The following is a 23338-nucleotide window of genomic DNA, read 5'->3' on the forward strand; positions in this document are numbered from 1 at the left end:
TATTAATTGTTTAATTCTTTATCTACTCCGTGCATTAATTTTTTTATTACTGGCGAAAGTACCAATAACAGCAATCCGAAACCTAGTCCTGTATAAAACAAGTATTCAAAAAGTACTAAGTAACTCTGTTTTGCTAAGTTCAAATCAGGTGCTGTACCATTTGAAGTATCGACAGAAGCGATATTAGCCAAAATGGAAGCAATAAATTCGGAACTGGCTGTTGCTAAAAACCAAACGCCCATCATGAATCCCACAATTTTTGCTGGTGATAATTTAGTCACTGCTGAAAGGCCTACTGGTGACAAGCACAATTCCCCACAAGTATGCAAAAGGTACGTAAGAATCAACCAAATCATGGCTACTTTTCCCATCCCTGACAAACTAATTCCTAAAACCAAAGACCCAAAACCTAAACCTACCAACAGCAATGCTATTGAAAATTTCACGGCAGTATTTGGATTGTATTTCCCTAATTTTACCCACAACCAAGCAAAAACTGGTGCTAATAAAATTATAAACAAGGCATTAAAACTTAAAAATTGGCTAGCTGTTATGGTATACCCAAAAACCGTTCTGTCTAAAATGCGATCTGCAAACAAATTTAATGAAGTATATGCTTGTTCAAATAATGCCCAAAAGATAATCGTAAATACGATCAAAATGGTTAAAGCCATTAATTGCTCTCTTGCTTTTTTATCCAATTGAGTAACGGCATAATAGACTATATAAACGAACGAAACAGCACCGGCAACCATCAAGGAATAAGAAACCACTTCATGACGTTGCACCATTTGCCAAAAAATTAATGCCGAGGAAGCACTTAGCAAATAAATTAGCCATTCGCTTTTGACCCCGAATACTCTTTTTTCTAAAATTTCAGGCACGGTAGTTTCCCCTTTCCCCATTAATAATTTCCTTCCGGAAATAAAAGTCACTAATCCAAAAAACATTCCGACTCCAGCTGCTGCAAAACCATAGCTCCATCCATACGTTTCTCCAAGCCAACCACATATCAATGTAGCCATAAAGGATCCTAAGTTGATCCCCATGTAAAACAAAGTGAATCCAGAATCTCTTCTTTTATCACCTGTTTCATATAATTCTCCCACCAATGAAGAGATATTGGCTTTTAGAAAACCAACCCCGACAATTATTAATGATAATGAAAAGTAAAATATTTGCAAGGCGGTTTCATCCCGTGTAATTTCCCCCGTAATGGATTCAGTTGCGGCATTCCCTTCATACGCCATTCCTATATGACCTAATACCAGCATAATACCCCCAAAAACAATCGCTTTTCTAAATCCTAGATAGCGATCCGCAATAAAACCGCCTAAAACGGGAACTGCATACACCAAGGCAGCGTAACTCCCAATCAGTAAATTTCCAGAAGTATCCGAAAACAAATGGTATTTTGTCAGATAAAAAATCAACAGGGCTTTCATTCCGTAGAAAGAAAACCGTTCCCACATTTCGGTAAAAAACAATATAAAAAGCGCCTTTGGATGTCCAAAAAATTCTTCCTTATTCAATGCATCGTTCGTCATAAAGCGCTATTATAAATTTTCTTTGATAAAATTAGTCATTTTGGTATACAATTGAATTCTGGTCTTTCCGCCATAAATCCCGTGATTATTGTCCGGGTAAATTTGAGAATCAAATTGTTTGTTGGCTTGAATTAAGGCTTCCATCATTTGCATGGAGTTCTGAACATGTACATTATCATCTCCTGAACCATGTATCAAAAGAAATTTTCCTTTCAATTTATCCACATGATTTATTGGGGAATTATCATCGTATCCACTCGCATTTTCCTGTGGTGTCTGCATGTAACGTTCCGTATACACACTGTCATAAAAACGCCAGTTTGTAACCGGAGCTACCGCAATTGCCATTTTGAAAATATCATTTCCTTTCATGATACAGTTAGACGCCATAAAACCACCATACGACCAGCCAAATATACCAATTCTAGCTTTATCAACAAATGCGTAATTTCCTATTACTTTAGCAGCGTCAATTTGGTCTTCCACTTCGTATTTTCCTAATTGCAATTGAGTCACTTTTTTAAAATCAGCACCTTTAAAACCAGTTCCGCGTCCGTCAACACACGCCACAATATACCCTTGTTGGGACAACATCATAAACCAATAATCATCTGTACTGTTCCACTCGTTATTCACTTGCTGCGAACCCGGACCAGAATATTGGTACATGAAAACAGGATATTTTTTTGCAGGATCAAAATCTTTAGGTTTAATCATCCAAGCATTCAGTTCATTTCCTTTTGCGGTTTTTAAAACAAAAAACTCTTTTCCAGGTAAATTATAGCTTTTTAGTTTTGAAGCTAATGCTTCATTGTTTTCAATGACTTGAACTTGTTTTCCAACTTTAGCTTCGTTTAATGTATACGTTGTAGGCTGAGACGCACTAGAAAACGTGTTGATGTAGTATTGAAAATTTGGACTGAAAGTTGCTGCATTCGTTCCTGTACTTTGTGACAAACGCACTTTGTTTTTTCCATCAAGTCCTATTCGGTATACATCTCTATTGATAGATCCGTTTTCTACAGACTGATAAAAAACCGTATTTGTCTTTTCGTCTAAACCATAATAATTCGTCACTTCCCATTTTCCTTTGGTAAGCTGGTTTTTCAATTTTCCGTTTTTATCATATAAGTAAATATGATTGAAACCGTCTTTTTCGCTGGTCCATATAAAACTGTTGTCTTTCAAGAAAGTCAAGTTATCCGTAACATCAACATACGCTTTGTCTTTTTCGTTCAAAACTACTTTTGCAGTTCCTGAATTACCGTCGATAAACAACAAATCCAAATTATTTTGATGACGATTCAATACTTGCGCAGACAATGAATTCGCGTCATTTGTCCATTTCATTCTGGCGATATAAAAATCAGTGTAATTCCCCAGATTTACTTTTTTTACTCCATTCGAATTTACATCATAAATGTGTAAAGAAACCAAAGCATTCTTTTCACCGGCCTTTGGATATTTGAATGTTTGCGTCGTTGGGTATAACTCTTTTCCAAACATAGACATTGAAAATTCCGGCACCTGACTTTCGTCAAAACGAATGTAGGCCACTTTTTTACTGTCAGCACTCCAATCAAAAGCTTTTACAAAAGCAAACTCTTCTTCGTAAACCCAATCTGTAATACCGTTAATAATGCTGTTTTTTTGTCCGTCTGTAGTTATTGGAGTCGATTTATTAGTAGCTAAATCATATACATACAGATTATTTTCTTTGGCGTACGCTATCTTTTTTCCATCAGGTGAAAAAGTAGGTTCCTGCACGGGAGAATCAAATAATTTTTTTAATTTTTTACTGGCTATATCGTACAAATAATAATCCGCAGTAAAGGAGTGGCGGAAGATTTGATTCGTATTACACGCTAGCAAAATCATTTTTTCTGAAGCATCAAACGTGTAACTGTCAATCCCGTTTGAAAGATCTTTGTGGGATTTTGTATCTATAAGTGTCGCTACTTTTTTTAAAGTTGCAAAATCATACAAATCAATTTGCATACTTCTGGACTGGTTGTCTAAATTCAATACCGTGTATTGATTTGTATTTTTCATAGACTGTAATTCATCCATTCCTTTGGCTCGAAATGTGCCGTTGTAAATTTCATCAATTGTGATTTTTTGCTGACCAACAACAGTAAAACTCAGGAATAAAAATAATGCAATAATTTTTTTCAAGTACATGATATTTATTTAAATATAAAAACCGTCAATTTTAGTGAAAAATTTACAATAATTTCACATTAAATGTGTTAAATCTTAAAAACAATATTTTAAACCCTCTTTTATTGAGGATACTATCATAGTCAATAAAACCGCTAAAAGCGTATCTTTGCAGGTATACATACTATAATCTATTGAGAATGAATAAGGCCATTAACGGATTTTCTAAATTATCCAAAGAAGAAAAAATTAAATGGATTGCCACTAACTATTTTTCAACACCTGTAGAAGCCACGGCCTTGTTGAAAAACTATTGGAATTCTGATGAAAAAATACAGAAATTACACGATGAATTCATTGAAAACACGATAACCAATTTCTACATTCCGCTAGGAGTTGCTCCTAATTTTCTAATTAATGGAAAATACTGTACCATTCCTATGGCCATTGAAGAAAGTTCTGTGGTTGCCGCTGCCGCAAAAGCAGCGAAGTTTTGGTCCACCCGCGGTGGGTTTAAAACAACCGTAATCAACACCGAAAAAATTGGACAGGTTCATTTCATTTATAAAGGTGAGGTTTCAAAACTGAATTTATTTTTTGCACAAAACAAAAATAAATTTTTCTCAGAGACAGAACTAATTACAAAAAACATGCAAAAACGCGGTGGCGGCATTTTAGACATTGTTCTAAATGACAAAACTAATTTAATGCCCAATTATTATCAACTGCATGCAACTTTTGAAACCAAAGACAGCATGGGTGCTAATTTTATAAATTCATGTTTGGAACAGTTTGCTAAAACCTTAAAAGAAGAAGCACACGCCTATGATTTATTTACTGAAACTGAAAAAGAGATTGAAGTAGTCATGAGTATTCTCTCGAATTATGTCCCTAATTGCATTGTGAGAGCGGAAGTTTCATGCCCAATTGCTGATTTAGAGGACAAACACATTCCGAATCCTCAAGAATTTGCTGAGAAATTTATTCAAGCCGTTCAAATTGCCGAAGTTGAACCCTATCGAGCTGTAACACATAACAAAGGAATCATGAACGGAGTAGATGCCGTAGTTTTGGCAACAGGAAATGATTTCCGTGCGGTCGAAGCTGGAGTGCATGCCTATGCATCCAGAAACGGAAAATACACAAGTCTATCCCATGCCAAAATCGAAAATGGCATTTTTACTTTTTGGTTAGAAATCCCACTAGCATTAGGAACAGTGGGCGGACTTACTTCCTTACATCCATTGGTAAAATTGTCCTTAGAAATGCTGGAAAATCCAACAGCCAAAGAACTAATGCAGTTTGTAGTCGTGGCGGGTCTGGCACAGAATTTTGGTGCATTACGCTCTTTGACAACTACAGGAATTCAGGAAGGGCACATGAAAATGCACTTAAACAACATCATCAACCAGTACGAAGCCACTGTTGAAGAACGGGTTTTAATTCATAAATATTTCAAAAAAAATACCGTTTCTCATAGCGCCGTGGTGACTTTTATTGAAAGTTTAAGAAAATAACTTTGATTGTCGACAACCCTATCAAAGTTTATAACCCTGGCAGGGATTAAAATAAGAATAATGAAAAAAACATTCTACAGTAACGGAAAACTTTTAATAACAGGAGAATACCTGGTTCTTGATGGAGCCAAAGCCTTTGCATTGCCTACAAAAATGGGACAGAGCCTCATTATAGAAGAGGGAAACAATCAGGAAATCGTCTGGAAAAGTTATGATGCTGACGGTAGTATTTGGTTTGAAGATACCATTCTATTTTTGGACATTTCAAAGAAAATAAATCCTAAAAGCGAATCGGTCAAAGCCATACTGACTAACATTCTACACGAAGCTTTCTTACTTAATCCGAACTTCATTACTAATTCAAACGGATACACCATTTCCACTGAACTTGAGTTTCCTAAAAACTGGGGCCTGGGAACGTCGTCAACTTTGATAAACAATATTGCTCAATGGCTGCAAATTGATGCTTTTACATTGCTTAAAAACAGTTTTGGAGGAAGTGGTTATGATATTGCTTGCGCACAAAACAACACTCCTATTATATACCGTCTGAATCAAGGTAATCCAACTGTAGAAAAGATCGCTTTTAATCCTGAATTTAAACAGCACTTGTACTTTGTGTATCTCAACAAAAAGCAAAGCAGTAAAACCGCAATAGCAGCATACAACCTGAACAAAAAAAACAACCTGGCCGCGACTATTGCTACAAATGATTTAATAACTTCTGAGGTTAACACAGCCACTACCCTTAAATCTTTTGCCGAGGCAATAGAAAAACATGAAGCTCAAATGAGTAGAATTCTAAAAATTCCTACGATAAAAGAATCTTTATTTTCAGATTTTGATGGAGCAATAAAAAGCTTAGGTGCTTGGGGAGGTGATTTTGTATTGGTAATTACTAGGGAGAATCCTGTAGAATACTTTACTGCAAAAGGATACTCTACCATTATACCATACACTGAAATGATACGTTCTTAATCACCGTATTTATACCTTATTAATTAGTACGTTCATCCTTTTTAAAAAAGAAACACAAAAGTAAAACCCCGATACATTCAGTAGATTGTATCGGGGTTTTACTTTTGTGTTTCTTACTTTCTTTAGTTTAGTAATTGAAATCTTGCCTGTTATCTTCGATTTTAGCGTTTCCTTTCAATGCTGGAATCACTCTATTTACTTCTGATGCATTTTGAGCTTTCAATTTAGCAACATAAGGAGCGTGACTTTTTAACGCGGGTGCATTTACTGTACTTGTATTTTTAACTACATAAACACCCGTATTACCTTCAATTGGAGCAGATAGTTTATTTGCTACTAAAGCAAATGCATTTCCAACTACTCTTGGTTCAGGGCCTACATTTGGCAAGGTTGTATTTTCCATTGTTAAACCAGTAGCTTGTTGTACTTTTCCTCCTACTGCTTTAGCCATTGCTTCAAGTGAAGAACCAGTCATTTTAGCTTTAATTAATTCCGCTTTTTTCTTATTTTTAAGAATTTGTTCTACATAAGGTCTGGCAACTGAAACCGCTACTAAACCAGATTGATCAATACTTTTTACTTTTGCAATAACGTGTCCTACATTAGCTACTTCAAATCTTTTTACAGCACCTTCTTTAACTCCTTTTTCGAAAGCCCATCTTACAATAGCTCTTTGATTTCCTAATGAACCAAAATTCTCATCCATACCTTTAACAGTAACTGGAGCAGCAACAGTAAGTTTCATTTCTTTGGCTACTTTATTAAAATCTTTATCTACAGCATCCATTTCAAATTTAGTTGCTTGCGTAAATATTTTATCAGAAGTAGTTTCAGAAGCTTCAATTTTTTGCGCTACTGTAGCCAAACGAATTCCGTCTTGTTTGTCTGTAATTTTAATAATATGAAAACCAAAATCAGTTTCAACTAAACCAACTTTACCAATACTGTTATTGAAAACAAAATCATTGAAAGGTTTTACCATTTGATTGGGACCAAAATAACCCAAATCACCACCTTGTTGTGCTGATGAATCATCAGATGCGGTGAAAGCCAACATTAAGAAACTGTCTGGATTTGCGTTCACTTGCGCTAAAAGACTTTCCGCTTTTGCTTTAGCTTGTTCTTTGGTTCTCTTTTCCTTTTGATTTGGAACTTGTGTTCCTTCATAGCCAATTAGAATATGACTTGCTTTAGCATTAACTCCTGATTTCATTCCCATAGATTTTGAAATGCAATAGTATTTACCAAACATGTATGGTCCATAGACTGCCCCTGGAGCAAGGTTGAATAATTTATCAGCATCTACAGCTGGTAAATCTTTCTTAGCGATGTAAGTTGAATCATAAGGAACATCTGAGTTTGAATTCACAAATTCTACTGTATTAGCAGTTGTTCTAAACCCTGGCAACGTATCGTTTTTACCTGTAGCTTGATTGTAAACTACACTTCCTGAAAGCAATGCGTTTATTTTGGTTTTTATTTCCGCTTCATCAGTCGTAGATGCTTTGTCTTCAATCAAAACATATTCTACTTCACGAGATTCGTCTGCTTTGTATTTTTTTTCATCTTTCTTCATGAAATCCACAATTTCTGCATCAGTCACTTTTACCTCACTGTCTTTAATTGTTGAATATAGACCCGCAACGTAAGCAAAATTCACTGTATTTGCTTCCATTTCATATTTCATCTTCCCTTCGCTTTCAGTCGTATAAACTGCCGCTTTTATCATCGTATTGTACATTTGATATTTGGCGTTTAAATCAGCGTCTTTTTCTCTATCTTTTAAAAACTGAGCTTGTGCTGGATTTGCTTTAAAATATTCTTTGAATTTAACAACATCAAATATCCCGGCAGCATTTAAAAACAATGGATTACCCCCAATATTTTGATCAGATTTCAACACTTCTAATAAGTGTTTTTCACCTACTCTAAGCCCTAATTTTTCAAATTCGGCACTTAATAAAGCAATAGAAACTTCTTGTTCCCATACTCTGTTAGCTGCTTCAGTTGACGTAATACCTTGTGTACTTTTTTCAACATTACTTACTTTGACTCTAAAATCTTCAAATGAAATGTCTTTTCCATCAATGCTTCCTACATCTTTTGAGGTACTGTTGAAACCACCACTATTGAATATATCGCCTATTATAAATGCTAATAAACAAAACCCGATAACAAGTATCAGAAGAAGTGAACGTTGTCTAATTTTTTGTAAAACTGCCATTTTATTGTTGTTAATTTTTATATTCAGTTTGCGAAAATACAATTATCTAATTAATAATTATACTAGTAGCGTTTTATTTTACAAGAAATTTTATTTTCTTAAAAAAAATTACTCTTGCACCGTCATTTTTACTAATTCTATTTTCTTATTTGTGGCTTCTTCAATTATAAAATGATAGAGACCTATGGTAATCGCATCTCCTTTTTGAGGAATTTCCTTAGTAAAATCGACAATAAATCCACCAAGTGTCCCATAAGAATCACTCTCAGGAATGGCAAACTTATAAGCGTCATTCAGGTAGGCTACATCCAGTCGAGCAGAAAGTACATACACCCCATTTTCCAATTCTCTCTCAATCAGTTCTTCATTGGAATCATGCTCATCCTCGATTTCGCCAAAAAGTTCTTCTACAATATCCTCAATAGTTATAATTCCTGATGTTCCACCATATTCATCTAAAACAACAGCAACACTTTTTCGTTTTTTGGTAAGCAAATTCATGGCATCTTTAATAAAAATTGTTTCGGGAACAAATTCTACCGGAATCACAATTTCTTTGATATTGTTAGGCTTTTTAAACAAGTCAAAGGAATGTACGTACCCTATAATATCGTCGAGCGAATTTTGGTACACCACTATTTTAGAATACCCTGTTTCTATAAATAATTGCTTCAATTCTTCGATTGAATCGAAGAGATCAACCGCTATTATTTCGGTTCGAGGACTCATCACATCCCTAGCCTTAACTCCTGAAAATTCTAGTGCATTCTGGAACATTAGTATTTCAGAATCTACTACTTCATTACCCTCAAAAGTACTCATTTGCTCCGTAATATAATTTCCAAGTTCAATTTTACTAAAATAAAGCTGAATAGTATCGCCCTGTGTTTTGAAGAATTTTTTTAAAATAAAATCTGAAATACAAATAAAAAATATGGAAATAAAATAGAACACTTTATAAAAAAGAAAAGCTGGAACTGCTAGAAATTTGAGTAGTGAATTGGCATAAATTTGAAAAAAAACTTTAGGAAGAAACGCTGCTGTAACCAAAATGATTATTGTAGAAATCAAGATTTGCACAACTAGATTCAACCAATCTGAAAAAAAATATCCCTGCATTGCCAACCAATCCATCAATACATCACCCATTAAAAAACCATAGACAACCATGGCTATATTATTGCCTATAACCATGGCAACAATAAAATTTGTGGGCTTTTCAGTAAGTTTTGTCAGTATTTTAGACAAAAAATTATCCTGCTTTTTTTCAATTTCAAGATATATTTTATTGGAAGACACGAAGGCGATCTCCATTCCTGAAAAAAAAGCACTTAGTATTAGACACAATATGATAATACTAATTTCCATCAACTAGGAATTTTTATTGCGATCTTCGAATTTTTTTGCAAATTTTCTTCTAAAAAAGAACATGAAAACTGCCAATCCAGCAATCATAAAACTCAGCCAAGGACTTCCTAAACTAGGATCGTTTACCTTTGTAAAGCCATCATAAAGGAAGTAAGCTCCAAAAACAAGATAAACGTATTGTGTGTATTTTAGGTAATTCATAGTGTAGTATTTTATTTTAATCGTTCGTTTCTACTTCTCCGGTTATTTTTTGAGAATTAATCACCTTAAAGTCTTTACTAAAATCTATTCCCTGTCCGTTTGACACTCCTTTTGGATCCGTAAATTTAAACTTTCTTTCGGTAAAAAACCATTCGTTTTTTTGATCAAAGTACAACTGCTCTGTTTCGAGTACTTGACCGTCTTCGGTGAAAATCTTTACTTTTCCTTGTAAATCAATAATGTTTGTGAACTTGTAAGAAATTGCATAATTGGATTTAATAAATGTTTTTTTGGCTTTTTTATCATATAAAGTAACATCGATCCCTTTTGGAAATTCCGTAAATGGAAAATCAACACTAGCGTAATCCAACATTTTTGAACTGATTAACACGGCGGTTATTCGGCCAGAATCCGTGTATTTTAGATTTACCATATCGGCATCACTGCTGGGAACAAATTCAGAAAAATTAATTTTCTGCACTTCTTTAAAATTACTTTCACATCCAAAAAACAGTGTCACAGTAAAAACCGTGACAACTAATTTAAAACCATATTTTTGGAATACCGTCATACGCTGAACTTACGAAAAAGCTTTAATGAAATGCGTCCTTTTAATTGAATTTTCTTTTGACAAACCATTGCTCGTTAAGTGAAAAACTAACACTAACATTTGCATAATTTTCTTCGACTAAATTTGATGCTGTAGTTCCTCTTTTACCAAATTCCAGTCCAACATTCACATTAGAAAATGTCCCTGTCAACGGCAGCCCTACTCCCACAGTCAAGGCCATATCATCAATAGGTTCAGAATTAATCACTAACCCGGTGTTTTCAAATCTAAAACCACCTCTGTATGTTACTCTTTTGCCATAACTTGTGAAGGAATTGTAATTTGGCAAATAATACCCTCCAATACTATACTTTGAATGCTTTTCATAAGTAACATTACCCATTGCGTTGTAATTGTTTCTTAAAGAACCAGCCTCCTGAAAAGTATATCCTATTCCAACCAACCATTTCCTCGCTTCACCAAAACCTGCTCCTGCAGCATACTTGCTAGGGATTTTCAAACTCGTTTCTGTTTTCATATCATCCAGAACATCAACAACGGACAAATCAAAATTTGAATTATAGAATACGGTAGCAATGTTTCTGGTGTTTTGGGAATTTAAAGTACTTTCCAGCGAATAATTTAAGCTACTAAAAAAAGATACTTTTTTGTAAATTTTGGCTTGGTACATCATCCCAATATTGAAATTAATTCCAGACAAATCAACTTTATTTAATTCTCGTGTACCAATAGGAATATCAGTAATAAACTCTAAATTATTGGTCTCAATTTTTCCAAAATTATAGTTCACATCGGCACCAATACTAAAATTGGGAGTTATTTTATAGCCTAAGCCAAGAAAAGCCTTATTCAAACCACCTGTTCCATTAAAACGTTGGTTATTTTCAGTGAGTGATCCTGGTGATTCAATTTTATAACCTACAGATGAATAGGGAATCAATCCAAAACCAAGTCCAAACTTACCTAAAGGCAGTCCTACTGCCAGATAATCTAAAGTTGTTCGTCTCGTATTTGCTGATTCCGTTTTATTTTTCAATTCTGTAGTAGCATAAGTTCCTCCCAAAGTAAATGTGGTCAGTTTCAAACTTGCATAACTTGCAGGATTCTGTAAGTTCATGTGAATACTATCTTGTTCAATAGCAATTCCTCCCATAGAACGATTTTCAAGAGTCCCTTTGAACCTTACATCACCTATTCCGTAAAAAGAATACGGAGACGATGTCCCCTCCTGAGCAAAAGTTACTAATGATAAAAGCAAACATGCACTTATTATAATTTTTTTAATCATTTTTGATTTTATATTGAAATGTTTGGTTCAAACTTTCCAAAAGAAAATTTGAATTGGCAAATATGGTATTTTTTAATCGTTTAGCCAAAAAATCTGTGTCCCCACCCGTTAAAATTATTATAAAATTTAAATACCTTAGTTTATATTCCTCAATAAAACCATCAATCTCATAAACCAGCCCATTGACCACTCCGGAATGAATTGATTCAGCCGTTGATTTTCCTATAAAATGCTCCGGATTACAAAGTGTCAGCAAAGGCAGCCTGGCAGTAAAATTATGTAATGCTTCGTACCGCAATCGAAGCCCTGGAGCAATAGCTCCGCCTAAATAATTATTCTCCAGATCAATAAAATCATATGTAATGCATGTTCCTGCATCAATTACCAGCCGGTTTTGATCAGGAAACTGAAGCGTTGCGCCCGCAGCTAAAACCATTCTGTCAATTCCCAAAGTTTGTGGCGTCGCATAGTTGTTTTGAAACGGAAAAGAATCTTTATTGGAAATAAAATGTACATTAAGCTCTTTTTCGAATACTAAAAATGATTGTTTTTCGACCTCCGTAACTGAGGAAACAACCAATTCGCTTACTTTTTTAAACTTTTTCAAAATATTTTTAATATTTTTTTCTAGTTCTATTTTCGTGAAAACAAAAATTTCCAAAAGCATAGCGTCCTCAAAGACAGCTGCTTTAATTCTTGTATTTCCCACATCGACTACTAAATTCATAATTGATTTTTTGATGGTGCGAAGGTACGAATTGATTTTTTTTAAAAAATGTTTTGGATAAACTAAAAATCATTCTATATTTGCACCCGCAATAGCGAGGTACCTTAGCTCAGATGGTAGAGCAATGGACTGAAAATCCATGTGTCCCTGGTTCGATCCCTGGAGGTACCACAAAAAATTTCCCTAATCCTTTAATGAGGCTTTAGGGATTTTTTGTTTTTGGACCTATTCGACTACTGATAATTGCTTAGATCTTTTATTTGTCCTGTTTTACAACACAAACAACACTCTTTTACAGACCATCATTCAATATTATTTTGTCTAGCAGGCTACCGTGTTTAAAATAACCCCCTTGAAATATCAAAAATATTTTCTACTCATTATAAAATTAACGTAATTCCTGCTTTAGAATTACCTTATGTATATTCCAAGAAATAAAAAACAATGAATAATACTACGCAGATTTCCCATACTTTTATATATTTACTAAAACCCAAGTCTCACCTTTATTCGATCAACACAATTAAAATTTGACACAGCACTACTTGTTGCAAATATTAGAAACGCGGCATCAAATAAAGTTTAGCTACAAAATTACAATTATGAGAAAACTTTCAATTTTACTGTTTTTTATCACTACTCTACAATCTGCCATTGCTCAAAATGGGAAAGAGGCTATTAACCTGACGGATCTGTTAAAAATTAAGACTGTTGGAAATGTAACGCTCACTAAAGACGGGTCAAAAGCAGCCTTCACTGTTACCGTTATTGAAGCTGATGAAAACAACAAGTTAGATTACAAGTATCTGACCCAAATCTATAGTGCTTCTCCATCAAATACCTCACCCCCTTTACAACTCACTACTTCTAAAGAAGGTGCTACAAAACCTGCATGGAGTCCTGATGGGAAACAACTGGCTTTTACTCGAATGATAGACGACAACTCCCAAATTTTTATTTTATCCACTGAAGGAGGAGAACCTATCCAATTGACAAGCCATAAATATGGGGCAAACAATCCCAAATGGTCCCCTGACGGAAAAAAAATAATGTTTTCTTCCAATATCTCATTTCAAGAACTACTCAAAGATTCTACGTTAAACAAATCTTTTTCAATACCAACTTGGACAATGGAAAAACCAGGTTTTGACAAAAATGAATATTTGTTGCCTAATAAAGCCCGATTAGACCCCGACGGAAGTTTATCTGAAATAAGAGCTTATTTGGATAAAAATGCTACGGATAAAAAAGCTATTGTACTCCATAAATTAAACTTTCAAAATGAGTCAGTTATTTCTTCCGAAATGAATTTCACTCACTTTTTTGACATTAATACCACTGCAAACGCCAAACCCCGTTTATTAACAAAAGGCTTTTATAGTTTCACTAATGCTGAATACACACCAGACGGCAAACAAATTGTGTTTTCGGGAAATATTGATAGTACAGAGAACCCAGACCGTTCATTAGAAAGCGAAATTTATATAGCGGATAGTGATGGTGGTAATTTTAAAATGATTTTAGGCGAAAAAGATAAAAAATACAGCAATGCATCTGTATCACATTCTGGCAAATGGCTGGCTTTCCTCTATAGCAACACCTCTTTTATATCTGTCCCTACCTTAGCAATTATACCACTTAATGGAACCCAAAAGGACATCAAAACCTTTCCTTTCGACCGCAATAAAACAAATCTTACCTGGAGTAAGGATGATAAATACCTATACTTCACAGGACAAAGTAATGGAGGTAACATCCTGAATAGGCTCAATATAAACACCAAAAATATAGAGCCGTTATCCAGTAGCGAAGTTGGTATTACAAGTTTTGATATTTCAAATAACACTCTTGTTTATTCTAAGACACAGGTATCAAATCCTTCTGAGCTGTATTTTTCAAATACTAATTTCAAAAAAGAAAAGAAGGGAAGCGATTTTAACAACTGGCTACTAAATAAGAAATTATCCTTTCCAGAAAAGAAAACTTTTATCAATGATATAGGAATGACAATTGAGTATTGGGTAATGAAGCCTACCCAGTATCAAGAGGGAGAAAAATATCCGTTATTGTTAGAAATTCACGGCGGCCCCTCAGCTATGTGGGGACCAGGAGAAGAAAGCATGTGGCACGAATACCAATATTTCTGCAGTAAAGGGTATGGCGTTGTTTACAGCAATCCAAGAGGTTCCGGCGGTTACGGTTTAGATTTTTTAAGAGGTAATGTCAATGATTGGGGCAAAGGCCCTTCCAGCGATGTACTTACGGCTCTTGACAAAACGATAGATCAAGGCTGGGCTGACCCATCTAAATTATTAATAACAGGAGGATCGTATGCCGGCTATCTTACAGCATGGATTATCAGTCATGACAATCGCTTTAAAGCCGCCTGCGCACAACGTGGTGTTTATGATCTCACCACCTTTTTTGGCGAAGGAAATGCATGGAGACTCGTTCCAAATTATTTTGGGGGTTATCCATGGGAACCAAAAGTTAAGGAAATTCTAATACGAGAATCCCCTTTAACCTACGTTGAAAATATCAAGACACCATTTATTATTTTTCATGGAGGCAACGATCGTCGAACGGGGTTTGTTCAAGGAGAAATGATGTTTCGCAGTCTTAAAGTATTAGGCCGTCCTGTCGAATATGTGGTACACCCTGGCGCAACACATGAAATTACCAGAAATGGAGACAACCGGCAGCGAATGGACCAAATGTTACGAACATTTGAATTCTTCGAAAGATGGCTAAATAAAGACAAGTAAAATACACCTATGAATTTTATTCCAAAAGGCATAGCAATCAAAATGCATGCCTTCGCAAAATAGAAATAATTCTTTTAAAGGAATTCTACGTTCAATGGATACTATCGAAAAAAATAGACTGTTCAATTAAACCCATTTCTACTTATAAGCGGAGTAAATTTAAATAGCACGAATTGAAAATCAACTTACCCTTTAAAACTAGCGGATAGCAAAGTATTCATTAGCTTTTTGGAATAATAATGTACCTTTGGTTTTAAACATTTCAAATGACAAAATCACAATTTCAAAATACATCTGATTGGATTGACGCGGAAAATGCTCAAGATCCAAATATTGAAATTTATCAATCTTTACACTATCCGAAGGAATTATTATATTCTAATCGAATGTACCAAAGACTAATATCTTTTTATCCTGAAGCGTCTGAAGAAGTACAGATTGCTTCCAAAGCGCAACACATTTGCCGATGGGAAGTAGCACGAGAAACTTATCCAATGGACCGAGTGGGTTATTTAAAATGGCGTGAGGATCTAAAAAAATTCCACGCTAGCACTACTGCCATAATTTTAAAAAAAGCAGGCTATTCCGAGAAATTCATTGCACGTGTAACTTTCCTAATCGAAAAAAAATTACTCAAGAAAGACGCCGAAACACAGCTATTGGAAGACGTAATCTGCTTGGTGTTTCTAGAATACTATTTAGACCCTTTTGTTCTTAAACACGACAGGGAGAAACTAAAAAATATAATTCTTAAAACTTGGAATAAAATGTCTGAAAAAGGACATCAGGAAGCTCTAAAGATCAACTTCAGCACGACAAACTTTCAATTGATAAAAGAGGCTCTGGGATTGTAATTCGATTTCTATATCTAAAAAATAACAATATCCATACATACCCTTTCCTTTAGAGAACATTAAAAACTGTATTCATTTCTCGCATATAGACATCGCCTTGACACTATTAACACAGCTTGTACATAGAGGAGGCACGGGTTACAAAAATCAAAAGGGGTTATTCCATGAGCATCAAAACATTGGTCTATTACATCAAGTTTCGATGCTGTACTTCAATTACACTTTTACCACACCATCATTTCACATAACCCTTTTTGCAAAAATGCAATTTTAACTTCCGTAAAATATATTTTGTAGACAAAATGATTTCAAAACCAAACTAAGACCTTCAGGAAAGTCTTTATTTTAAAAGTCATAAAATTTATCAAACACCCATAGTTTTCTCAATAAAAATACACCTTTCATAAAATTAAACCAATTTTATTGTATAATTCTCTTTTGTATAGTTGCAAAATTACTATATTTATGCAAAATTTATATACATGGAGATTTTAACCTGCCCGAAATGCCAAAACAACCACATTATAAAAAGCGGCATCATCAATAGTAAACAAAGGTATTTGTGCAAAAAATGCAATTATTTTTTTACGGTCAATAAAATAGGAAAAAAGATTGACGATTACTATGTTACAAAGGCACTACAGCTCTATCTTGAAGGCTTAAGTTTTCGTGAAATTGAACGAATTATCGGGGTTTCCCATGTCACTGTGAGCAATTGGGTTAAGAGCTATAATATAAAAAAACCATCTCACGCCAATTACCATCCTACTTATAAGATTTTTAGTCATTTAGAGCTGGTCGAATATTTAAAAAACAAACAATTACTTTCCGGAGCTGGTATGATTATAACGGAGCTCGGGGATAAATTTATGCTCATAAAATGGGAGCGATTCAAAGATTAACTATAGTAATTTACACTAAAATATATCGTTTTTTTTTTCTAGAATTAAATAACTCAATTTGGCACTTTATTAACCAACCATTTAATACCCAAATTCTATTTATGAAAAAAATATTTTTTACTGCTGCAATATTATTATTGTCTCTGGAAGGATTTTCGCAAGGCTCCACCGATTACGGTAGCGGAATGAAATTCAATTTGAACGAAGATGGTTCAAAATACATGCGCTTCATTGCCTGGAACCAGATATGGTTTCGCTCCAGCCAAATGAATCCAGGAACAATGATAGGAGGCGAATCGGCTTCAACTGGAACGGATATAGGAAACAGGCGGTTGCGTTTTCTAGCCTATTCCCAAATATCAAAAAGATACATGATTGTGACCCACTTTGGTATCAACAATCAAACCTTTACCAATGGAGGCGCTGCAGGATCTGCAGGAACTGGAGGATATGGAGCCGGAAAAAAACCAGGGATATTTTTCCACGATGCCTGGAACGAGTACGCGTTAGTTTTACCTGAAAAAGACAAAAAATTCAGTATGACTTTGGGTGGAGGATTGCACTATTACATGGGATTATCCAGAGCCACAATGGCCTCTACATTAAACTTTTTAACTATTGACGCGCCTATCTTCAACTGGCCATTAATTGAAAACTCCGATCAATTTGCCCGACAAATGGGCTTATTTGCCAAGGGTAAATATGGAAAACTAGAATACAGGGTAAGCTATAACAAACCATTTGCGACCAACTTAGCGCCTACAAATGTAACTTCAGCTGAAAATGCCGTAGCGGTTGACAATAGTGGAAATACAAAATGGTCAAAAGCAGGATATTTTGAATACCAATTTATAGATCAAGAAGCTAATGTACTGCCGTATAAAGTGGGAAGTTACCTTGGAACTAAAAAAGTATTTAACATCGGTGCTGGTTTTTACACTGCTCCTGATGCAACTAAGTCTTCCGTTAACAACACTATTAGCAAACACAACATCAATCTTTTTGCGGCAGATGTTTTTCTTGATTTACCGGTTGGAAAAAAAGAAAACAAAATGGCCCTTACAGGATACAGCGTTTTTTATGATTATGATTTTGGACCCAATTATTTACGTAATGTAGCCATTATGAATATTGGCTCTGTTGACCCTAACTTTACAGGAAACAGAGCAATGGCTGGTCCTGGAAACGCACAAGCTACTATTGGATCAGGAAATATTTGGTATACTCAAGCAGGAATTTTGTTGCCCAGCAAAGCAGCCAAACCAAAAGTACGCGTACAGCCATTTGGAGCTTTTACGTACAAGAACTTTGATGCTTTAGATCAGTCCAGCACCCAATTTGACCTTGGAACGAACTTCTTCCTAGATGGGCAACACGCCAAAATCACGGCACAATATTCAACAAGGCCGGTTTACACTACTCCCTCAACTATCTCAGGATCTAAAGGGGAATTCGTAGTACAACTACAAATTTATCTATAAACTAATTCTAAAAAATAATTTATGAGTACTAAAGGAACAAAAGGAATATGGAAAGTCATTTCCGCATCCTCAATGGGCACAATGATTGAATGGTATGATTTCTATATCTTCGGAAGTTTAGCAGTTGTAATTTCAACAAAATTTTTCCCTTCAGACAATCCTACTGCAGCTTTTTTATCTACATTGGCAACATTTGCTGCCGGATTCGTAGTGCGCCCGTTTGGAGCTCTTTTCTTCGGGAGATTAGGCGATTTAATTGGTCGAAAATACACTTTCATGGTTACGTTGTTATTAATGGGTGGTGCAACATTCTTGATAGGGTGTATCCCGAGTTATGAAACCATTGGGTTTATGGCTCCATTATTAGTATTAATTCTTAGATTACTTCAAGGTCTTGCGCTGGGTGGCGAATATGGTGGAGCTGCCACTTATGTAGCCGAGCATGCGCCAGTAGGACAAAGAGGGTATTGGACTTCTTGGATTCAAACTACGGCAACTGTTGGATTATTTATCTCCTTGATGGTTATTTTAGCCACAAGAAACATTCTTACTCCGGAACAATTTGACGAATGGGGATGGAGAGTTCCTTTTTGGGTTTCTATAATCATGGTATTTGTTTCGTATTTGATTCGAAAAAACATGGATGAATCTCCTGTTTTTGCCAAAGCCAAAGCCGAAGGAAAAACAAGTACAAATCCACTGAAAGAAAGTTTTGGAAATCGGTACAATTTGAAATTTGTATTATTAGCATTATTTGGTGCTACTATGGGCCAAGGGGTTGTTTGGTACACGGGCCAATTTTATGCTATGAACTTCATGAAAACAGTAATGTCTATTGATTCATCACAAGTCGATACTTTACTAGGAATCGCATTAATCCTTGGCACACCATTTTTTATTCTTTTTGGTTGGTTAAGCGATAAAGTTGGTAGAAAATACATTATGATGGGTGGTATGCTATTGGCCATCCTATTATACAGACCTATTTACAAAAGCATGTACGAAACTACATCAGTAGCCAATAAAACAGAAATGGTAGAAAAAACAACTCTAATTGCTGAGTTGAAAGAAAACAAGAAACAAACTATGGATTCTATCTACACCACAAACAAAGAGTTTGCTGATGGAACCACTTTGCTTGAAGTGAAAACCGTATCTTTAGAAAACGGCAAGGCTATGATTGTAGATGGTAAAGCTAAAATAGAAACTAAAACAACTCTAAAAATCAACACAGCCGATGAATGGGCTTTGATCTTTTTAGTATTCATACAAGTCTTGTTTGTAACTATGGTTTACGGTCCTATTGCAGCATTCTTAGTTGAAATGTTCCCAGTTAAAATTAGATATACTTCTATGTCATTACCATATCACGTAGGAAATGGGATTTTTGGAGGGTTACTTCCTGCCATCTCGACTTATTTTGTTATCAATGCAAAAGAGGCAGGTGATCCGGAATTTTATCTTGAAGGGCTCTGGTATCCTATCGTTATTGCTTCCATCTGTTTTGTGATTGGAATGGTTTACATTAAAAACAAAGACAAAAACGCTCACATTTAAAAAACACAACTATGAATCAAATAAAAAGACTTTTAGGATTAGTCTGGATAGCGTTAGCAATCGCCGCTGCCTATTTTTGCATCTTCACCTTTGGATTACCAAAATTTGTATCCGGCAAGCAAGAGGATTTAGTATTCGGAATAATCATCCTTTTCATCCTTACGCCATTAATCGTTTTAGGATTAGGTACCTTTGGGTATTATGCCTTGATGGGAGATTACGATGAAAAAAACAATTAATTAAATCATTTCCAAGCAAACAATCTCTGCATTCATTTGTAGAGATTGTTTATTTTTTATACAATGAAAAAAAGACATGAACAAAAGTTGGTTATTCTTTCAGTGTTAATTCTATTAGCATTGAACATTCCGCTTTTGCTATTATTTGACAGTTCGAAACCTCTCTTTGGTTTCCCCATAATTTATCTTTACATTTTTTCGGCATGGTTGTTTTCAATTGCTATTACGTACTTAATTATAAAAAGGTATTATGAATAGTATTTGGCTTTTATTGATTTTAGCACTGTATGTCTCGATTTTATTTTACATAGCACATTGGTCCGAAAAAAGAAAACATTCTAAATGGACAAACAATCCTTATGTGTATTCTTTCTCATTAGCCGTTTATTGTACGGCCTGGACCTACTATGGCAGCATCGGTGTAGCGGCAGATACTGGATTGGGCTATTTACCTATTTATTTAGGACCCATAATTATTATACCCACTTGGATGATAATCCTGAAGAGAATTATTCGAATTTCGAGAGTAAATAAAATCTCAAGTATTGCAGATTTTATTTCTTTACGATACGGAAACAGTAGATTTTTAGGAGCATTAGTCACTATGGTTTGTATTTTTGGAATAGTGCCTTATATTTCTTTACAACTAAAATCCATTTCAGACACTTTTCATATTGTCAGTAAAACCCAATCAAGCGAAAATATTTTTACTGATACTACCACTTATGTTTGTATCGCTCTAGCATTATTTGCTTCGTATTACGGGACACGTTATGTTGACGCTTCCGAAAAAAGACGCGGTATCGTAACCGCCGTAGCCATGGAATCTATTTTGAAGCTAGTTTTCTTTTTAATGATTGGTATCTACGTCACTTTCTTTGTATTTGATGGATTTGATGACATTTACCAAAAAGCGGTTGTACTTGAAAATTTCAAAAAAAAGAATACCATTGGAAGTATTACGGATGGGATTAACTGGTTTTTTCTGTGTGTGTTATCTATGTTTGCCATTTTTCTTTTGCCTCGACAGTTTCACGCAGCTATTGTTGAAAACAATAAAGAGAGTCACATCCGCACAGCAATGTGGCTTTTCCCATTGTATTTATTGCTTTTTAATATCTTTGTTTTCCCAATTGCCTGGGGAGGAAACATTCTTTTTGAAGGCCAAGGATACAATTCCGACACGTATTCCTTATTAATTCCACAATATTTCAATAATAATACACTAACTGTTCTAGTGTTTTTGGGAGGATTTTCGGCAGCCATATCAATGATTATCGTATCCTCTATTGCATTGGCAACCATGTTAAGCAACAACTTGTTAATTCCGTATGGATTCATAGGTTCACTTCAGAATTCTTCACAGGAAAAAAACAACAAGCGGATCTTAATTAGCCGAAAAATAGGAATTTTTTCGCTTATTATTTTGGCGTATGCCATTTATAGGATTTTCATTTTGGAGTACTCTTTGGTGTCCATAGGACTGGTTGCTTTTGTCGTTATAGCCCAACTGGCTCCTTCTTTTTTTGGAGCAATATTCTGGAAAAGAGGCTCTAAGAAGGGAGCCGTAACAGGAATTATTCTTGGCTTTCTAACTTGTTTTTACACGCTGTTAATTCCGTATGCTGTTGGAATAACTGAATCCACAAGCCTGTTTATTCAAGAAGGACCTTGGGGTGTTGAATTGCTGAAACCTTTTCAACTTTTTGGATTGGATTATTTAGAACCTATTCCCCATGCTGTTTTTTGGAGTTTGTTAATTAATATGATGAGCTATATGGCTATTTCCGTAAGTTTCAAGGGAAATTACAGAGAACGTAATTATGCTGAAATGTTTGTTGATATTGACAAATACATTACCAACCACGAAAATGCTTTTGTATGGAAAGGAACCGCTTACATCTCCGATATTCAAAAAGTGTTGCAGCGATTTCTTGGTGAAGAAAGGACAAAACGTGCGCTTACAATATTCAATTTAAAATACAATATTGACAAGAATATTACCACCGCCGATGCGCGTTTTATAAAGTTTGCAGAAAATCTATTGACTGGACATATTGGTACGGCTTCCGCCAAAATATTAATCTCCAGTGTAGTCAAGGAAGACAAAATAAGCCTGCCAGAAGTACTGCGAATTTTAGAAGAATCCAAGGAAAATATCATCATTAATAAGAAGCTGACGGACACTTCAAATGAATTAAAAAAAATATCCGAACAGTTGAAAAATGCCAATCAGGAACTGGTCAATAAAGACATTCAAAAAGACGAGTTTCTAGACACCGTTACCCATGAATTAAGAACCCCAATCACCGCAATACGTGCCGCAAGTGAGATTCTTCATGACGATGATGACATTCCGGAAGAACTGAGAAAACAGTTTTTACAAAACATAATATCCGAATCGGATCGTTTGAATCGTTTAATTGATAAAATTCTGGATTTAGAAAAATTCGAAACCGGAAAACAAAAAATTTATTTGTCTAAAAACAACATCACAAAAACCATTAAAAACACACTGGATTCGCTGAATCAATTAATTAAAAACAAAAACATTAGTATTGAATTCGATGATTCTAATAAAGAAATAAAAGCCTTTTATGACGAAGAACGAATCATTCAGGTTATTCATAATTTAATATCAAATGCCATAAAATTTTGTTCTGAAACCGAGGGAAAAATAGTGATTTCCATTCATGAAAACAGAGACTATATTGAAGTCAAAATACACAACAATGGTAAGGGAATTAACCCCGAAGACTTTGAAGCCATTTTTGACAAATTCTTTCAGTCCAGAAACCAGAATGTAAAAAAACCAATAGGGAGCGGATTGGGTTTAGCCATTTGCAAACAAATAATTGAACATCATAAAGGCAAAATTTGGGCAGAAGAAAACATCACGGAGGGAGCCTCTTTTATCTTTAGACTGCCCAACTATAATACAACCGCAAACAGTTAAAAA

At 34.9% G+C, this 23338-nt stretch carries 17 protein-coding genes and 1 tRNA gene; 10 read left to right on the plus strand and 8 right to left on the minus strand.

Translation table 11 applies throughout. From position 1 onward, the window contains the following. Nucleotides 1–2 precede the first annotated feature (2 nt). The gene (locus AC0608_RS02605) at nt 3–1547 is read right to left on the minus strand and encodes a peptide MFS transporter (RefSeq protein ID WP_478288027.1); all 1545 of its coding nucleotides are present in this window, start codon (nt 1545–1547) and stop codon (nt 3–5) included. Between the two features lie 9 nt (nt 1548–1556). Next, entirely contained in the window at nt 1557–3728 is a 2172-nt protein-coding gene (locus AC0608_RS02610) for a S9 family peptidase (RefSeq protein ID WP_478288028.1), read from the minus strand. A 179-nt stretch (nt 3729–3907) separates the two neighbouring features. Here AC0608_RS02610 and AC0608_RS02615 point away from each other — a divergent pair, with 179 nt between their 5' ends. Both AC0608_RS02615 and AC0608_RS02620 read left to right on the plus strand, forming a co-directional pair. Beyond that, nucleotides 3908–5224 (plus strand): hydroxymethylglutaryl-CoA reductase, degradative, encoded by a 1317-nt coding sequence (locus AC0608_RS02615; protein WP_478288029.1) that lies wholly within the window; start codon nt 3908–3910, stop codon nt 5222–5224. 60 nt (nt 5225–5284) lie between these two features. Beyond that, nucleotides 5285–6202 carry a GYDIA family GHMP kinase gene (locus tag AC0608_RS02620; RefSeq protein WP_478288030.1) on the plus strand — a complete coding sequence of 306 codons (918 nt, stop codon included), beginning with the start codon at nt 5285–5287 and terminating at the stop codon, nt 6200–6202. A gap of 127 nt (nt 6203–6329) precedes the next feature. On the opposite strand, the gene AC0608_RS02625 is transcribed toward AC0608_RS02620, so the two are convergent. From AC0608_RS02625 to AC0608_RS02650, 6 genes are all read right to left on the minus strand, one after another. Continuing rightward, nucleotides 6330–8426, minus strand: coding sequence for a peptidylprolyl isomerase (locus AC0608_RS02625; protein WP_478288031.1), 2097 nt, complete (start codon nt 8424–8426; stop codon nt 6330–6332). 108 nt (nt 8427–8534) lie between these two features. Continuing rightward, a complete protein-coding gene (locus tag AC0608_RS02630) occupies nt 8535–9794 on the minus strand; it encodes a hemolysin family protein (RefSeq protein WP_478288032.1) in 1260 nt (419 codons plus the stop codon). A gap of 3 nt (nt 9795–9797) precedes the next feature. Next, nucleotides 9798–9995, minus strand: a complete 198-nt coding sequence (locus tag AC0608_RS02635; RefSeq protein WP_478288033.1) for a hypothetical protein — start codon at nt 9993–9995, stop codon at nt 9798–9800. A gap of 16 nt (nt 9996–10011) precedes the next feature. Continuing rightward, nucleotides 10012–10566 carry an LPS export ABC transporter periplasmic protein LptC gene (lptC, locus tag AC0608_RS02640; RefSeq protein WP_417959279.1) on the minus strand — a complete coding sequence of 185 codons (555 nt, stop codon included), beginning with the start codon at nt 10564–10566 and terminating at the stop codon, nt 10012–10014. Between the two features lie 40 nt (nt 10567–10606). Beyond that, the gene (gene bamG / locus AC0608_RS02645; protein ID WP_478288034.1) at nt 10607–11854 is read right to left on the minus strand and encodes a BamG family beta-barrel-assembly machinery protein; all 1248 of its coding nucleotides are present in this window, start codon (nt 11852–11854) and stop codon (nt 10607–10609) included. Continuing rightward, nucleotides 11847–12581: a type III pantothenate kinase gene (locus AC0608_RS02650; RefSeq protein ID WP_478288035.1), complete on the minus strand. Its 735-nt coding sequence runs from the start codon at nt 12579–12581 to the stop codon at nt 11847–11849. Before AC0608_RS02650 ends, bamG begins: the two co-directional genes overlap by 8 nt. Nucleotides 12582–12679: 98 nt before the next feature. Between AC0608_RS02650 and AC0608_RS02655 the strand changes: the two genes are divergently transcribed. The 8 genes from AC0608_RS02655 to AC0608_RS02690 all read left to right on the plus strand — a co-directional run bounded on the left by AC0608_RS02655 (nt 12680) and on the right by AC0608_RS02690 (nt 23335). Then, nucleotides 12680–12752 (plus strand) — tRNA-Phe (locus tag AC0608_RS02655). 431 nt (nt 12753–13183) lie between these two features. After that, on the plus strand, nt 13184–15346 hold the full coding sequence (locus AC0608_RS02660; RefSeq protein ID WP_478288036.1) for a S9 family peptidase: 2163 nt from the start codon (nt 13184–13186) through the stop codon (nt 15344–15346). A 266-nt stretch (nt 15347–15612) separates the two neighbouring features. After that, the gene (locus tag AC0608_RS02665; RefSeq protein WP_417959275.1) at nt 15613–16200 is read left to right on the plus strand and encodes a DUF4202 domain-containing protein; all 588 of its coding nucleotides are present in this window, start codon (nt 15613–15615) and stop codon (nt 16198–16200) included. 482 nt (nt 16201–16682) lie between these two features. Then, a complete protein-coding gene (locus AC0608_RS02670) occupies nt 16683–17102 on the plus strand; it encodes an IS1/IS1595 family N-terminal zinc-binding domain-containing protein (RefSeq protein WP_417959274.1) in 420 nt (139 codons plus the stop codon). A gap of 101 nt (nt 17103–17203) precedes the next feature. After that, nucleotides 17204–18583, plus strand: a complete 1380-nt coding sequence (locus AC0608_RS02675) for a porin (protein ID WP_478288037.1) — start codon at nt 17204–17206, stop codon at nt 18581–18583. Nucleotides 18584–18604: 21 nt separating this feature from the next. Then, nucleotides 18605–20140 carry an MFS transporter gene (locus AC0608_RS02680; RefSeq protein WP_417959272.1) on the plus strand — a complete coding sequence of 512 codons (1536 nt, stop codon included), beginning with the start codon at nt 18605–18607 and terminating at the stop codon, nt 20138–20140. An 11-nt stretch (nt 20141–20151) separates the two neighbouring features. Then, nucleotides 20152–20379, plus strand: coding sequence for a DUF6814 family protein (locus AC0608_RS02685; RefSeq protein ID WP_417959271.1), 228 nt, complete (start codon nt 20152–20154; stop codon nt 20377–20379). Nucleotides 20380–20629: 250 nt separating this feature from the next. Next, nucleotides 20630–23335 (plus strand): ATP-binding protein, encoded by a 2706-nt coding sequence (locus AC0608_RS02690; RefSeq protein ID WP_478288038.1) that lies wholly within the window; start codon nt 20630–20632, stop codon nt 23333–23335. Nucleotides 23336–23338 lie beyond the last annotated feature (3 nt).

The organism is Flavobacterium sp. GNP008, assembly GCF_056428965.1.